At 62.1% G+C, this 15,429-nt stretch carries 13 protein-coding genes and 1 pseudogene; 9 read left to right on the forward strand and 5 right to left on the reverse strand.

Translation table 11 applies throughout. The features are described 5' to 3' along the window. The first annotated feature begins 3 nt into the window (after positions 1-3). The 5 genes and pseudogenes from ACODS9_RS19825 to ACODS9_RS19845 all read left to right on the forward strand — a co-directional run bounded on the left by ACODS9_RS19825 (position 4) and on the right by ACODS9_RS19845 (position 4,123). Positions 4-564 carry a DUF1285 domain-containing protein gene (locus ACODS9_RS19825; protein WP_111532699.1) on the forward strand — a complete coding sequence of 187 codons (561 nt, stop codon included), beginning with the start codon at positions 4-6 and terminating at the stop codon, positions 562-564. Between the two features lie 107 nt (positions 565-671). Further along, the gene (locus tag ACODS9_RS19830; protein WP_401109972.1) at positions 672-1,085 is read left to right on the forward strand and encodes a GFA family protein; all 414 of its coding nucleotides are present in this window, start codon (positions 672-674) and stop codon (positions 1,083-1,085) included. 74 nt (positions 1,086-1,159) lie between these two features. After that, positions 1,160-1,498, forward strand: a complete 339-nt coding sequence (locus tag ACODS9_RS19835; protein ID WP_110703933.1) for an FKBP-type peptidyl-prolyl cis-trans isomerase — start codon at positions 1,160-1,162, stop codon at positions 1,496-1,498. A gap of 726 nt (positions 1,499-2,224) precedes the next feature. Continuing rightward, entirely contained in the window at positions 2,225-2,887 is a 663-nt protein-coding gene (locus tag ACODS9_RS19840) for a histidine phosphatase family protein (RefSeq protein WP_489094561.1), read from the forward strand. A 45-nt stretch (positions 2,888-2,932) separates the two neighbouring features. Beyond that, a pseudogene (locus ACODS9_RS19845) lies at positions 2,933-4,123 on the forward strand (D-amino acid dehydrogenase). 100 nt (positions 4,124-4,223) lie between these two features. Here the strand turns inward: ACODS9_RS19845 and ACODS9_RS19850 are convergent. The 5 genes from ACODS9_RS19850 to ACODS9_RS19870 all read right to left on the reverse strand — a co-directional run bounded on the left by ACODS9_RS19850 (position 4,224) and on the right by ACODS9_RS19870 (position 9,519). Continuing rightward, positions 4,224-4,952, reverse strand: a complete 729-nt coding sequence (locus ACODS9_RS19850) for an aspartate/glutamate racemase family protein (protein WP_277503251.1) — start codon at positions 4,950-4,952, stop codon at positions 4,224-4,226. Positions 4,953-4,969: 17 nt separating this feature from the next. Further along, the gene (locus ACODS9_RS19855) at positions 4,970-6,505 is read right to left on the reverse strand and encodes an NCS1 family nucleobase:cation symporter-1 (protein ID WP_401109962.1); all 1,536 of its coding nucleotides are present in this window, start codon (positions 6,503-6,505) and stop codon (positions 4,970-4,972) included. Between the two features lie 466 nt (positions 6,506-6,971). Further along, complete coding sequence (locus ACODS9_RS19860; RefSeq protein WP_489094562.1) at positions 6,972-7,433, reverse strand: toxin-activating lysine-acyltransferase; 462 nt, start codon at positions 7,431-7,433, stop codon at positions 6,972-6,974. A 4-nt stretch (positions 7,434-7,437) separates the two neighbouring features. Beyond that, positions 7,438-9,159: a hypothetical protein gene (locus tag ACODS9_RS19865; RefSeq protein WP_489094563.1), complete on the reverse strand. Its 1,722-nt coding sequence runs from the start codon at positions 9,157-9,159 to the stop codon at positions 7,438-7,440. A gap of 156 nt (positions 9,160-9,315) precedes the next feature. Continuing rightward, a complete protein-coding gene (locus tag ACODS9_RS19870) occupies positions 9,316-9,519 on the reverse strand; it encodes a response regulator transcription factor (RefSeq protein WP_094010633.1) in 204 nt (67 codons plus the stop codon). Positions 9,520-9,763: 244 nt separating this feature from the next. Here ACODS9_RS19870 and ACODS9_RS19875 point away from each other — a divergent pair, with 244 nt between their 5' ends. The 4 genes from ACODS9_RS19875 to ACODS9_RS19890 all read left to right on the forward strand — a co-directional run bounded on the left by ACODS9_RS19875 (position 9,764) and on the right by ACODS9_RS19890 (position 15,244). Then, complete coding sequence (locus tag ACODS9_RS19875; protein ID WP_401109952.1) at positions 9,764-11,017, forward strand: HlyD family secretion protein; 1,254 nt, start codon at positions 9,764-9,766, stop codon at positions 11,015-11,017. A 10-nt stretch (positions 11,018-11,027) separates the two neighbouring features. Continuing rightward, the gene (locus ACODS9_RS19880; protein ID WP_401109949.1) at positions 11,028-13,181 is read left to right on the forward strand and encodes a peptidase domain-containing ABC transporter; all 2,154 of its coding nucleotides are present in this window, start codon (positions 11,028-11,030) and stop codon (positions 13,179-13,181) included. Beyond that, complete coding sequence (locus ACODS9_RS19885) at positions 13,178-14,590, forward strand: TolC family protein (protein WP_401109946.1); 1,413 nt, start codon at positions 13,178-13,180, stop codon at positions 14,588-14,590. The genes ACODS9_RS19880 and ACODS9_RS19885 overlap by 4 nt, the downstream gene beginning before the upstream one ends. A 483-nt stretch (positions 14,591-15,073) precedes the next feature. Beyond that, positions 15,074-15,244 (forward strand): hypothetical protein, encoded by a 171-nt coding sequence (locus tag ACODS9_RS19890; protein ID WP_401109943.1) that lies wholly within the window; start codon positions 15,074-15,076, stop codon positions 15,242-15,244. The last annotated feature ends 185 nt before the right edge of the window (positions 15,245-15,429 follow it).

Genomic DNA, 15,429 nt, shown 5'->3' on the forward strand with positions numbered 1-15,429 from the left:
GTCATGAGCGATTCCGGCAAGGCCAGCGATCTGCTGGCGCAGATCCCCGCGCACAAGGGGCTGCCCCCGGTGCACCTGTGGAACCCGGATTTCTGCGGCGACATCGACATGCGCATCGCGCGTGACGGCACCTGGTACTACTTGGGCACGCCGATTGGCCGCAAGCCGATGGTGCGGCTGTTCTCCACCATCATTCGCCGCGATGGCGACGACTACTTCCTGGTCACGCCGGTGGAGAAGGTCGGTATCACGGTGGATGACGCGCCGTTCGTGGCTGTGCTGCTCGACGTGCAGGGCAGTGGCGAGCAGCAGGTATTGCGCTTCACCAGCAACGTCGAGGACCAGGTCGAGGCCGGGCCGGACCATCCGCTGCGGGTCGAGCTCGATCCGGTCACCCAAGAGCCTTCGCCCTATGTGCTGATGCGCGGCAATCTCGAGGCGCTGGTCCATCGCAACGTGTTCTACCAACTGGTGGAACTGGCGGTGCCGCGCGAGATCGACGGGGAGGAGTGGCTTGGGGTTTGGAGCCGGGGCACGTTCTATCCGATTGGGCGTGCTGCCTGACGATGGCGTTGTCGGGGCCGCCCAGCCCCATCGACACGCGTTCTTGCTCTTGACCGGCCGGACCCTATACTCCAAGTCCCCAAGAACAACAGCAAGGAGCCCGGGCCATGTCACTGGAAAAGCAAGGCAGTTGCCTCTGCGGCAAAACCCGACTGAGTGTCAAACTCGAGAATAACCATGTCAGCGCTTGCCATTGCAGCATGTGCCGCAAATGGACCGGCGGCCCGCTGCTGGCAGTGCAATGCACCGAGCCCCCAGCCATCGAAGGCCCGACCCCCATCGCCTATGACTCCTCTCCCTGGGCCCAGCGCGGCTTCTGCGGCCAGTGCGGCACGCATCTGTTCTACCGCCTGAAAGAGAGCGACATGTACGTCGTACCGGTCGGTCTGCTTGATGGCGAGGGTGACTGGAGCTTCACCGAGCAGATATTCGTCGACGAACAGCCCGCCTGGTATTGCTTCAAGAACGAGACCAGGAAACTCACCGGCCAACAGGTCTTCGACCAGTTCGCCCCCACCTGACACAGCTCGTCTTGCCAAACCTGCGCATTCCTGAGAAAACGGCGGCCACGAAAAACCGCTTCGAGGAACCTGCCATGAGCAGTGAGCTGCAAGTCATCGATCTTCAGGAAGGCGACGGCAAGGCCGTGGTCAAGGGTGCGCTGATCACCACCCAGTACCGCGGCACCCTGGCTGACGGCCGTGAATTCGATTCCTCCTGGGCACGCGGCAAACCCTTTCAGTGCGTCATCGGTACCGGCCGGGTGATCAAGGGCTGGGACCAGGGCCTGATGGGCATGCGCGTGGGTGGCAAGCGCAAGCTGCAGGTACCGGCGCACCTGGGTTATGGCGAACGCTCGGTCGGTGCGATTCCGCCGAATTCGGACCTTACGTTCGAGATCGAGTTGCTGGAAGTGCTGACCCGCGACGATTGATGGGCAGCTTGCGCGTTTACTCGGTGTACAAATGGCAGAACATCAAGTTCATTAAGTCCTTCAAGGCCCCTCATGGCTGGGAAGCGGCTGATGAAGAGTTTGCGCTGTGATGTTAGTTGCTTGATTTAGGAAGTTTCCCACCTGCTTATCGGACGTCTACGGGTGTTTGATACGGTATTGCCGGAGCTATCGTGCCACCTTCGATATCGATGGTCGTCCCTGGGTAGTAACCGCCAATGTACGAGGATCCTGTCCAGGTAGCCCTGTCGCTATTCATAGGTTTTGCCATCGATCGTTGGTTGAGGTCTCCCCGGCTGCGTACATGGCTTGGCTTGAGCCTGTTCACTGCCGGGGCGCTGGGTATGCTGTTCTTGCATCGTGAAACGCTCAATGGGGTTGATGTGGTGTTGTGGAAGTCCTTCGCTATCGTGTTGGGTATATGTCTGGTTGTTTTTCGAGACCGCTACACAGATGCGCTATGACGTTGCTCTTGAAATGGATCGATTCAAGTCTTCGCGTCTGACCCGCGACGACTGAACCGCGCGCAATAATTCAGCAACACCGATGCGCTAAGGTGCTGATTGTCCAAGGAAGGTATGTGCAGTCATGGAGGAACCAAACGGGCCGCAGGCACTCTGAGCCTCACTCGCTGCCAAGGATGGCAATCACGACAGGGACATGTGGCGGGGCAACCCGATATCCAGTGCCACATAGAGTCCGCCCTGTATGAAGCTGCCAGCCTTCCTTCGCCGTCGCCGCCACCTGTTGTTGAGCCTGACGCTCGCCGCCGCCGCCGTGCCGCTGGCCCTGGACGTGGTCGAGAGCCGGGCGCAGCCGGTCGACGGGACCCAGACCCTGGTCTTCCTGCGCCACGCCGAGAAGCCCGGCGAGGGCCTCGGGCAGTTGAACTGCCAGGGCCTGAACCGCGCCCTGGACCTGGCCATCCTGTTGCCCGAGCGTTTCGGCGATGCCGACTACGTCTTCGCCGCCAACCCTTCACGAGGTGTCGAGGAGGGCAGCCAGGACGAGCGCTACAGTTACATCCGCCCGCTGATGACCATCAGCCCCGCGGCCATCCGCCTCGGTTTGCCGGTCAATATCGACTACGGCGCCAACGACACGGCCGCGCTGGCCGACGAACTGCTCAGTGACAAGTATCGCAATGCGACGGTCTACACGGCCTGGTCGCGGGGGTATCTGCCGGAGCTGATCAACACCGTGGCCGGCAAGGCCCTGGGCGAAGACCGGGTGCTCACCGAGGACTGGCACCGCGACGATTTCGACTCCCTGTACGTGCTGACGCTGACCTGGCGCGATGGCAAGGCGACCCTGCTCAGCCGTAACGTGCGCCAAGGCCTGGATAACGGCGAGCCTGGCTGCCCGACCTGACCTGCTGTTACTGTCTGGCTTTCTGGGCTGGGCAGGGATGTGCCGATGGAGCGGGTAACGGTGATCGGTGGCGGCGTTGTCGGGCTGGCCACGGCCTATGCACTGGTGCGCGAAGGCTGGCAGGTCGACCTGGTCGAAGCCCGCGACACCCTGGCCAGCGCGACCAGCTTCGCCAATGGCGGGCAGTTGTCATATCGCTACGTGGCGCCGCTGGCCGATGCCGGGGTGCCATGGCAAGCGCTGGGCTGGCTGTTGCGCGGCGATTCGCCGCTACGTCTGCGGCTACGTTTGGATACCGCGCAGTGGCGCTGGCTGGCGGCCTTCGTCATGGCCTGCCGTACCCGGATCAATCGGCGCAATGCCGCCCAGTTGCTGGATCTGGCCTTGCAAAGCCAGGCCGCTCTCGCCCGCTGGCGTGAAGAGGACGGTCTCGATGGCTTCGCCTAGCGACGCAATGGCAAGCTGGTCGCGTTTCGAACCCAGCGCGCATTCGAGCACGGCCGCCAACACCTGCTGGATCCCGACACGCAACGGGTTTTGAATGCCGCCGATCTGCGCGGGCTCGACCCGGCGCTTGCCGAAGCCCCTTTCGTGGGCGGCGTGTTCACGGCAGACGAGGAGGTCGCCGACTGTCATCGCTTCTGCCTGCGCCTGGCCGAGCGCCTGAAGGCATCAGGGCAGTGCCGGTTGCTGTTGGGGCGGCCGGTGACCCGGCTGATAGCGCGCGATGATCGTGTGGCCGCGCTGGAGCTGGGCGGTGAGCAGTTGGAGGTGCAGCGCCTGGTGCTCAGCGCCGGGCACCGTAGCGCCGGCCTGGCCTTGCCCGGCTTGCAGCTGCCGATCTACCCATTGAAGGGCTACAGCCTGACCGCGCCGGTCGGTGCCACGCACCGGGCGCCCGAGGTGAGCATCACCGACTACGAACGCAAGATTGTCTATGCCCGATTGGACGATCAACTGCGGGTGGCGGCGATGGTGGACATCGTCGGTTATGACGAGGCGGTGGATGCCGGCAGGCTGGCGAGCATGCGTCGGCTGGCGCGCGAGACCCTGCCGCAGGCCGCTGATTACGCGCAGGCGGTGGAGTGGGCGGGGATGCGGCCGGCGACGCCGACCGGGGTGCCGATCATCGAGGCCACGCGGTATCGCAACTTGTGGTTGAACCTGGGGCATGGTGCGCTGGGGTTCACCTTGGCGTGTGGCAGTGGCGAGCGACTGGCACGGCTGTTGCGCTGACGAAACTGACCCTATCGCCGGCAAGCCGGCTCCACAAGGGCTGCAGTGTCCTGTGGGAGCCGGCTTGCCGGCGATAGGGCCTGAGCATGCGCCGAGTCTCTCAGCGCCCGAAGCGCATCGGCCAGCCCACCACCTTCTTCACCCTCGGCGTGGCATAGGTACGCACTTTGGAGGTGCTCAGCCCCATCCGCACCAGCGATTCAGCGATGGTCACCGCCGCGCTCACGCCGTCCACCACCGGCACCCCGGTGCGCTGGCGAATCTGCTCGTCGAGCCCGGCCATGCCGCCGCATCCCAGGCAGATCACCTCGGCCTTGTCCTCGCGCACGGCGCGCTCGGCCTGCTCGACGATGGCCTCCACCGCACGCCGTGGATCGGCTTCCAGCTCCAGCACTGCCAGGCCGCTGGCGCGCACCGAGGCGCAGCGCTCGTATAGCCCGGACAGTTTCAGGCGGTCCTCGATCAGCGGCACGGTGCGGTCCAGGGTGGTCACCACCGAGTAGGCGTGGCCCAGGTACATGGCGGTGCTGGCGGCGGCATCGGTGATGTCCACCACCGGCACGTCCAGCAGCTCCTGCAGGCCTTCGCGGCCATGCTCGCCGTAGCCGGCCTGGATCACGGCGTCGAAGGGCTGGTCGTAGGCCAGCACCCGGTCCATCACCGCGATGGCGGCCAGGTAGCTTTCGAAATTGCCTTCCACCGACTCGGCGCCGAACCACGGGGTCAGGCCGACGATCTCGGTGCCGGGGGCGGCCACGCTGCGCGCCTGTTCAGCAATGGCTTCGGTGATGGCGGCGGTGGTGTTGACGTTGGCGATCAGAATACGCATGACGGATCTCCCTGAATTTAGTGGCTGCTGTGGTCGACGGCGATGCATTCACCGCTGACGTCGTGGTACTGGACATGGCGCGGCGCGATCAGCAGGTACACGGCGGCGGCGATGCCGGCACCGATCAGCCACGAGAACGGCGCGACGCTGTGGAAGTTCGGTACCAGCGCCAGGACGATGGCCAGCAGCGCGGCGGGGATGAATGCCGCCACTGCGCGCAGGTTGATGCCCTTGGTGTAGTGGTAGGCGCCGGCGGGGTTCTCGCTGTACAGCTCGGGCACATTGATGCGGCCCCTGCGCAGCAGCCAGTAGTCGGCCATGATCACCCCGTACAGCGGGCCGAGCAGGGCGCCGAGGCCGGAGAGGAAGTACACGATCACCAGCGGGCTGTTGTACAGGTTCCACGGCAGGATCAGCACCGCCAGGGTGGCGCTGATCAGCCCGGCGCGGCGGAAGTTCAGGTGTCGCGGCGCCAGGTTGCTGAGCACGAAGGCCGGGGCGACGAAGTTGGCCATGATGTTCACTGCCACGGTGACGATCAGGAAGGCCAGGCAACCGAGCACCAGGAACGCGGTGTTGGGGATGCTGGCGACGATCTGCGTCGGGCTGTCGATGATCTGGCCGTTGATCTGGAACTGCGCGCCGCACAGCACCACGGTGATCGCTGCGAACACCAGGATGTTCACCGGCAGGCCCCAGAAGTTGCCGACGCGGATGGTCTTGCGGCATGGCGAGCTGCGGGCGAAGTCGCAGAAGTTGAGCACCAGGGTGCCGTAGATCGCCAGCCACAGCGCGCCGCCGGCAAAGATGTTGCGCCACATCTCGTAGCCGCTCAGGGGCTCGGCCACCGACCAGGCGATGCGCGCATCGGCCTTGAAGTACATGAACACGGCAAGGCTGGCCACGGTGAGCAGGATCACCGGTCCGGCGAACGCCTCATAGCGGCGCACCATTTCCATGCCGTAGGCAAGGATCACCAGCTGCACCAGCCAGATCGCCACGAAGCACACCCAGCCCAGGCTCGACAGGCCGAGGATGCTGTCGTGATCGAAGGCCGCCACCTGCGGCCACACCGCGGTCAGCAGCACGCGCAACACCACCGAGGCCAGGTAGGTCTGGATGCCGAACCAGGCGATGGCGATCACCGCGCGGATCAGCGCCGGGATCTGCGCGCCGTGGATACCAAAGGCGATACGGCTGATCACCGGGAACGGCACGCCGGTCTTCTGCCCCATGTAGCCGGACAGGTTCATGAAGAAGTACACCAGCGCCGCGCCGATCGCCAGTGACAGCAGGATCTGCCAGCCGCCCAGACCCAGGGCGAACAGCCCCATGGCGAACGAGTAGTTGGCGATGTTGTGCACATCGTTGGTCCAAAGCGCGAAGATGCTGTAGCCGCCCCAGCGGCGGCCTTCGAGTTTGGTCGGGGCGAGGTCGCGGTTGTGCAGGCGTGGGCTCAGCTCGAGGTTGGCCGGGTGGCCTTCGAGGCTGGTGGTCGAGGGATGGGTGCTGGCAACGGAAAGTTCAGGGGCAAGGGGGAGGCTGCTACTCATTCCGGCGGCTCCTGATGCGCGTGACTGCGATGAGCGGGCGCTGGCGCACGGGCTCGCCATCTCGTCGGTGCAGGCGTTGGCATCACTGGGTTCTGGGCGCAACGGCCGCCGATGGGGCGGCGCTGCGAGTTCTTGTGTATTTATGTTTTGTTGAATTTGTATACAAAACACGAGCACACAAAAGCCAGTTCCATGCCAGACGGAATCGGAGTGCGGTGTAGCTTTTATTTCGAATCGATCTAATTGGTAGGTAAGTTAATGAAAGTAGTCGATTATAAACTGACCGAATGAACAGGTTTAAAATTTATGATGTTGAATTAGTTGATCATTTGGTCAAATTTTATAGCGATTGATGTGTAACTTATTGGGGCGTTACGTTGTGAAAGTGCACACAAAAATGGCACCAATGGTGACGTTTGTGTGTACAACTATTTATGCGAGTGGATCCTTTTTCCGGCCAGGACATTCATGTTCTGCAGCTTCCAACGCGCCGGATCGAATAGTCAGCGCGTCTGCGTGCCCAGGAAATCTGGCTGACGCCGGCTTCGCGCAAATGCTTCCGGAACATGGCAAGCGCTTCCTTGACAGCGCCGCCAGGGAAGCAGAAATCGATCACCCAGGCCCGTCCCCCCTCATTCCACTCGCTGGGGTGCAACAGGAAATTCGGGTCCTGCACAAAGCGTTGTTCGGTATCGGGCGCCAGGTGCGCCCAGATGAGAAAACCTCGGGGGGTAGATGAGGAGTCGAAGAGCATGATGATCTGTGCGTGCTCGATGGCGGGAGCGAGCCAGTAGTGCAGCGTACGTATCTGGAAGCTTGAAGAACGTCGGCAGCAGGCCATGACCATGGTGGCATGGCCCAGCATCGTTGCCTTGTCATTGAGCTTGGTATCCCGGCAGCTGGTCTGCAGGTTGTAATGTTTGTTCATCTGTTCACCTCACGAGGCCAGGGTAGAAGTTCAACGCTTGTCTGATTTCTTCATCGCCATCGGCTGCGGCCAGCAGCGCCTCCAGGGGCAGCGCTTGGGTAGCACGCCCGGGTAAGGTGAAGTGGCCGGTTTCAGGGTTGAAGCTGATGGTCAGCGTGGCAGTTGACCAGAACGGCAGGGCGTCCGGCTGCTCATGGCCGAGGTTGAAGCGTGCCGCCAGCAGCGCGTGGTCTTGCAAGGCATGCAGGGCCGCTCTTCGGTCACCGTCCGGTTTCTCGTCGAGGGCATCGATCTGGCTTTGCAGCTCATGCAGCACGCGGTGGCTGCGGTTCAGCCGCGTGGCATTGATCAGCAGGGCGAGGTGCAAGTGCCGGCGGTCGATGCCCTGATCGCCAGCCGCCTGTGCAACCCTGTCAAACAGCTGACCGTAACTTGAGCGCAGTTGAGCGTCCAGCGTGGGATTGCTCGCCAGCCAGGCTGGGCCGGTTGCTGCAGTGTCCTGGTCCAGGCTGGCCAGCAGGGCGTGAAAGAGCGCTCCACTCCAGCGTTCATATCCGTCCCAACCTACTGCGTCGGCTATGGAGGTGACCGTGAACGGGTCAAGTTCCAGAGCACGGTGCAGTGCCGTGGCAAAGGCGGTGAACTCCGGGGCATTTTCCACCGCGCGCAACAACCAGAGCGGGAACCCGGCCTGAGCGATCTGATACAGGTGCAGGTAGTGGTTGTAGCGTTGGGTAAAGTGCTCCGCAGTCGTTTGCCAAAGGCGTAGCGAAACGTCGCCTGTCACGACCGCATATTTGCCCAGGTAGTAACACAGGCTCTGCAGGCTTTGCACGGCGGGCAGGTATTCGGTATTGAAACGGTCGACGCTGGAGCGGTCGTGTATAGCGTCGTCAGTGAAAAGGCAAATACCGCTGAGGTCCAGCCAGCCGCCTGTAAGTGAAACATTGGATGCGCTGACATTGAAATGGATGATGTGCTTTGCCCGCGCAGCCGCGAATTGCTCGGCGTAGCGGTCGGCCAGTTCAACAAGGCCACTTTGCAGACGTTGTTCGAGTGCGGGCATCTGGGCGGTCGAGCCTGGTGCCGCGGGGAGGAATTCGACAAGTCGCTGAATGGCCTGTTTTACCCGCAGCGCATCCTCGCCCAAACCATCCAGGCGCTTCTGTCTGAAGTAAACGGACCTGATGAAATGCGCGGGGCGCACAACGGGTTGGCGCACGAGAAGGCCTCGTTTCAACGCCCCTTTCCACGTGTCATAGGTCAGACCGGTGTCGAGGATGGCCACGGTGCGCGTCGCCCCGAAAGGCAGCACCGACTCGATGATCTCTGCCCAGATCGATTCATAGAGCGCGGTGGTCAGCGACAGGTTGCCATCCCCATGGCCCTCGTCGACATCATGACCGACCAGGGCATTGGCCCCCAGCCCCTTGAGTTGCCAGGTGCCATCGAACCCGCAGCGCGCGCCACCGCCGTTGCTTAGAATACCGTCGCCGCCATAGCGTTCAGCCATGAAAGTCTTGCGCGGTGCGCTGTCGCACCGCGGCACGGCCTCGGGCTTGATCAAGTAACTGTAAGAAGCGAGTACGTCATCCGAAGTCTGTTGTTGGCACAGCGACTCGTTGAGATAAACAACTTCACAGCCTTCGATAAGTACGGCGTCGAAAGGGACGAATACTTCGTGCAGCTCATTGAGTTGAGCCGCTTTATTGTCTGGGGCGTTCATCGGGAAAGCGTAGTTTCGACAGTGGTGGACAGGTGGGTGCCGAAGTGGCCAGTCAGCGTATCGAACTGGCGGGGCAGTGACTGTTTATACCTCACGGTCATGCCAAAGTGCCACCCTACAGGTGTAGGATGGCCTGAACTTCAAGAGTGTGGATAATCAAGCATTGTGCGCAGGAACTTTAGATGCATTGATAAGAATCGCCAGTTCAATACGGCTGCTGATATTCAATTTCTTGAATACCGAAGACAAATGGTCTCTGACGGTGTGCTGGCTGATACCCAATTGTTGCCCGATTTCCTTGTTGGTCAATCCTTTTGATAAACAGTGAATGACGTCATGTTCTCGTTCCGTGATGTTCAACGCATGTTCCCTTAGTGTTGCAGTTGCCGACTGTCAGGCGGCGGATGGTAAAAATCGAGTGGCTGTATGTGCTGTCCTGCTCATGGTGGGGTGGGACGAACGGTCAGGTCAAAAATTTAGTGCGCAGGCCCATTTTTTATCGGCCACCGAGGGCGACCTCTTGACGCGATTGGCCCTGTGGGGTTGAGCCGGGAGCATGACGCCCGGCCAAAAAAAGGATGACTGCGTGACAGGTAAGGCCCCCTTGTTTCGACACGAAGCGCTGGCCGCGCGACAGACCAACTGGCTGGGTGACATCGTGCTGGTCCGGCCCGTTTCGTTCACGGTGATGACACTCGTGGCGTTGTTGCTCGCGGCGATGGTCGTGAGTTTTTTCTTCTACGGCAGCTATACCCGGCGCAGCACAGTCCCGGGTCAACTGGTGCCGTCATCCGGGCAGTTGAAAATACACGCACCGCAGTACGGTGTCGTGCTGGAGCGTTTCGTCGAAGAGGGTCAGCTGGTAGAGCAAGGGGCTCGGTTGTTGCTGATTTCCAGTGAGCGCTCGGTCGACTCGGGGCCTGTCCAGGCAGAGGTCAGCGATCAGCTCCAGCGCCAGCGTCATTCCTTGGAGGAAGAGTTGCACAAGCAGCAGCAACTGCAAGTCGAAGCGCGGCTGAGCCTGGACAGCAAATTGCAAAGCCTGACTCAGGAGCTGGACACGCTGGCCCAGCAAATCGCCAGCCAGCAGCGGCTTGTGCAACTGGCCAGCAATGCGGCGGAGCGTTACCAGGGCCTCATGGACAAGGGCTACATCTCCATGGACCAGCTGCAGCAGCGGCAGGCCGAGCTTCTTGGCCAGCGCCGGAGCCTGCAGGGGTTGGTGCGCGAGTCCACGGTGCTCAAGCAGCAGTTGGTCGAGCGCCAGCACGAACGGGCCGGGCTGGCCGCGTTACACGGCAATCAGCTGGCCAGCATCGGCCGCTCCCTGTCGTCGGTGCAGCAGGCGCTGATCGAGAGCGAAGCCAAGCGCTCACTGGTCATCACGGCGCCGCAGCAAGGCGTGGCCACTTCCATTCTGGCCGAGCCGGGGCAGGTCGTGGACAGTTCGCGATCATTGATGAGCCTGGTGCCGGCGGATGCCAACCTGCAAGCCGAGTTGTATGCCCCCAGCAAGGCCATAGGCTTCATCCGGGCGGGCGATGCCGTGTTGCTGCGTTACCAGGCCTATCCCTACCAAAAGTTCGGCCAGCACCATGGCCAGGTGATTTCAGTGTCCAGAACGACGCTTTCGGCCGCCGAGCTTGCCAATGTGGTGGGGACCGTGCCGGGCCTGGGAGGCGACGGCGAACAGATCTATCGCATCCGCGTGGAAATACAGAAACAGGCGGTGCTGGCTTACGGTGATTCCCGGCCTTTGCAGGCGGGCATGCTGCTCGAGGCGGATGTCCTGCAGGAAACCCGGCATCTGTACGAGTGGGTGCTCGAACCGCTCTACAGCCTGACCGGCAAGCTCTAGGAATGCATGCATGAACTACATCGATGCCATTACCCCGACACTGGGGCGCCGCCTGCCGCTGATCCTGCAGACCGAGGCTACCGAGTGCGGGCTCGCCTGCCTGGCCATGATCGCTGGCCTGCACGGCCACCATACGACCCTGATGGAGCTGCGTCGGCAGTTCAGCGTTTCGCTCAAAGGCATCACCCTCAGGCAACTGATGCAGACTGCCGAGCGCCTCAACTTGGGCACCCGTGCGGTCAGGCTGGAGCTGAGCGATCTGAACAAGCTCAAGCTACCTTGCGTGCTGCATTGGAACTTCAACCATTTCGTGGTGCTCAAGGCTGTCCATGGGCAGCACCTGACCCTGCATGATCCCGGCCAAGGGGTGCGCCAGCTGAGCTTTGCCCAAGCTAGTGAAAGCTTCACCGGCGTTGCCCTGGAGGTATGGCCCGAGCAGGGCTTCGAGGCGCAGGCCGCCAAGCCCCGGCTGGGCTTGACAAAGATGCTCGGTCGTGTGAGCGGGCTGTACCGTGGCTTGGCCCAGGTGCTGCTGTTGGCGCTGGTGCTGGAAGTGTTCTCGCTAGTCAGTCCGTTCCTGTTGCAATGGACCCTCGACAACGTGGTGGTCACCCAGGACCGTGATCTACTGACCACGCTGATGATCGGCTTCGGCCTGTTGCTGTTGATGCAGCAGCTGGTCAGCGCCACACGCGCCTGGGTCATGATGCACATGAGCACGTTGCTCAGCGTGCAGTGGCGGGCGAATCTCTTCAGTCACCTGCTGCGTCTGCCGATCCAGTACTTCGAGAAGCGTCACCTGGGGGACGTGGTGTCCCGCTTCGGGGCTGTCGATCAGATTCAGCATACGCTGACCGCGGCGTTCTTCTCGGCGATACTCGACGGCCTGATGACTGTCGCCACCCTTGTGTTGATGTTTCTCTACAGTCCGTCGCTGGCGATGATCGCTGTACTGGCGATGGTGGCCTATATCCTGGTTCGCTGGGCGTGGTATAGCCCACTGCGCCGTGCCAGCGAGGAACAGATCGTTCATGCGGCACGCCAGCAGAGCCATTTCCTCGAAACGCTGCGAGGGGTACGCACGCTCAAACTGTTCCAGCGTCAAGGCGAAAGGCGCTCCACCTGGCTCGGGTTGTTGGTTGCCCAGATCAACGCCGGATTGCGCACGCAGAAACTGCAGTTGCTCTATACCCAGCTCAACGCGCTGATCTTCGGCCTGGAAAACCTTTGCACCATCGGTCTAGGTGCGTCGCTGGTCATGGACAATCACTTCACGGTAGGCGTGCTGATGGCGTTCATGGCGTACAAGGGGCAGTTCGTCAGTCGTGTGGCCAGCCTGGTAGACCACTTGTTCGAACTGCACATGTTGCGTTTGCAGGGCGAGCGGCTGGCCGACATCGTCATGCACCCCCCCGAGGAGCAGCGGGATGCCACCCAGGGCGTGGACTGGCCCGCGCGCCAGATGACCATCGACATCCAGGGCTTGAGCTATCGCTACTCCGAGCACGAGCCGCTGGTGCTCGATGGCATCGACCTGCGCATTGCGCCTGGGGAGTCCGTTGCCATCACCGGGGCCTCTGGGTGCGGCAAGAGTACCTTGGTGAATGTGCTGCTAGGGGTGCTGCCGCCCACCAGCGGACAGATTCGCATGGGCGGACATGAACTGCGCCAGCTGGATATGGCGTCCTGGCGTGGGCGGATTGGCACGGTGATGCAGGACGACTGCCTGTTCGCCGGCTCGCTCGCGGACAATATCACCTTCTTCGAGTCGAGCCCCGATCTGGAATGGGCCATGGAATGCGCGCGCATGGCGGCCATTCATGCCGAAATCATGGCCATGCCAATGGGCTACAACACCTTGGTGGGCGACATGGGCACGGTGCTGTCGGGAGGCCAGAAGCAGCGCTTGCTGCTGGCCAGGGCACTGTACAAGCGGCCGGATATCCTCATCCTCGACGAGGCGACAAGCCATCTCGATGTGGCCAGTGAGCAGCGGGTCAATGCTGCGGTGCAGGCACTCGCCGTGACGCGAATCATCGTTGCCCACCGTGCCGAGACGATCGCCTCCGCAGATCGGGTGGTGCGTCTTGAAGCGGGGCGGGTAGTGCTTGATCAGCAGGTGGCGCGCGTGTCGTCGGGCCTGGGCGAAGCTGTCACGTCATGAATGCAGGTGTCTTCAATCGTTGCCTGCTGGTGCTTGTGTGCCTATGGGCGCCCTGTGCGGCTGCACTGGACGTGTTCTCGACCGCCGACGCCGTGGCGCCTGCGGCCGTGCCCCAAGGCCCAGGACTGGGTGCGGCCTGCGTGGATGGGGCGCTACCGGAGGTGCTCAGCCTGGAGGTCATGGTCGAGCGGGTGTTGTGTCACGACCCCCAGTCCCGGCACGCCTGGGCGCAGGCCAAGGCCCAGGCCGCGCAGGTCGGGGTAGCGCGCTCGGCGTACCTGCCCAGGCTCGATGCCACGGCCACTTACAGCCGCGGCCGCAATGACACCCAATACGAACAGACCGACTCCTCGGCCCAGGGGCGTCAACGTCAGCTCGACCATCGCCTGAGCCTGAGCTGGGTGCTGTTCGATTCCGGCCGGCGTGAAGCCGACCTGCGCAATGCGCGGCAGTTGCTGGTGGCGGCCAATGCCAATCAGGATGAGCGCTTGCAGGAGGCCTTTGTGCAGGCAGCCAGCCTGTACTACGACACTCTGGCTGCCCAGGACAGGCAACGGGCCGCCGAGCAGGTTGCCGCGCTGGCCGCTGAAAACCTCAAGGATGCCAGCGCCAAGTTCGACGCTGGCGCCGCCGCGCTGAGCGACCGCCTCCAGGCGCAGACCGCCTACTCGCAGGCCAGCCTGAACCTGGTCCGCGGCCAGGGGGCGGTACACGATGCCAAAGGCCAGATCGCCTTGCGCATGGGGCTGGCGCCGCAGACGCGGCTGATGCTGGCGCAAACGCTGACACGACGGCCGGACACTGCCTTCGTCAAAGGCCTGGACGCACTGCTCGAGCAGGCCGGCAACGACCACCCTGCGTTGATCGCCGCCAAGGCGAAACTGGAGGCGGCAAAGGCAGCCGTCGCCGAGCGCGAGGCTGCCGGCCGCCCATCGCTGTCGTTGATCGCCTCGCTGTCGGATGTAAAGACCCATCAAGCCATGGCGTACAACGGCGATAGCCATATCCGTGACACCAGCGTTGGTCTTCAGGTCAGCATCCCGCTGTTCGAAGGCTTCGGGCGCACCTATCAGGTTCGGGGTGCCCGGGCCAGGTTGCAGGCCCAGGAAGCAGAACTGGCCGATGCACGGCAGCGAGTGGCACTGGAGCTGTGGGCCAGTTACCAGGCCCTGGGTATCGAGACCCAGGCGCTGGACAGAACCGCCGAGTGGGTCGAGCAGGCAATGCTCGCCCTGACCGTGGTCCAGGGCCGTTATCGCTCTGGAGTGGGCAGCATGATCGAGCTGCTCAATGCTTCTTCCGCCTATGCAATGGCGGAGCAGGAGCATATTGCTGCATTGAATGGTTGGCACCGCGCGCGATTGCGTCTGGCGGCGAGCTTGGGGCGCCTGGGGTTCTGGGCGCTTTGATCGCTGCTGTACGACAAGTGGGTTCGCGCGTGTAGACAAAGGGTAAATGCCAAACGTTTTTCCATGAACTCATAGGGAGTTGTAACAATGCGAGATATCACAGTAGAAGAACTCGAGATGGTGGCAGGCGCCTTTGGTCCTGTTGGGGCAGTCGGTGGTGCGGCAGTTGGAGTTGCTACCTATCTCGGTAGCCAGACCGGTGGTGGAAGTATCAATGGAGCTGATCTGGCGTTGGCGGCAGGAGCGGGGGCTCTGATAGGTGCTGTTACCGGACCTGCCGGCATCGGCAGCATTGCTGCGGGGACGACCGCAGGTTTTGCTGGCGGAGTGATTACAGGAAATGGATCGCGTATGTGGGGCAGTGGTTCGACGGGGGCTTGAGCGTTAATCCCGATGGTGGTGATTTCGAGGTGAGAGCCGTTTTTCCTCGCGATGGCACATTACATCAATGCCCGCAGGTTGGAGGTAAGGTTGATATATGTCATGGACTTGCTGTCGGCCTTGCTGTTGGCAATGTTGTTCAAAAAAGTGGCTGGCTTGCTGAAGGGCAAGTTCGGCTGGAATACTGACGGCGTGCTGGGTCTGATATCGGTGCCGGTCATCTACCTGTTGATTTATTTTGTTGTTCACCCCTCGTTGTCCAAGTGGTTCTAGACACGTTGCCGCTCGCCTGTAAAGCTCAATTACCTTGCAGGTGCGCAGTAGCAGGGTGGCTGCAAAGTGCTTTCGATGGCCCAACATCAGGGCAGGCAGTATGGTCAATTTTGACCGGTTGACCGCTTCAAGGTCGAAAGAGGCTTGAATATCCCGGAGTCGCTGGGTGTTTGAGCTTCTTTTCG

It is taken from the genome of Pseudomonas sp. FG36, assembly GCF_057809275.1.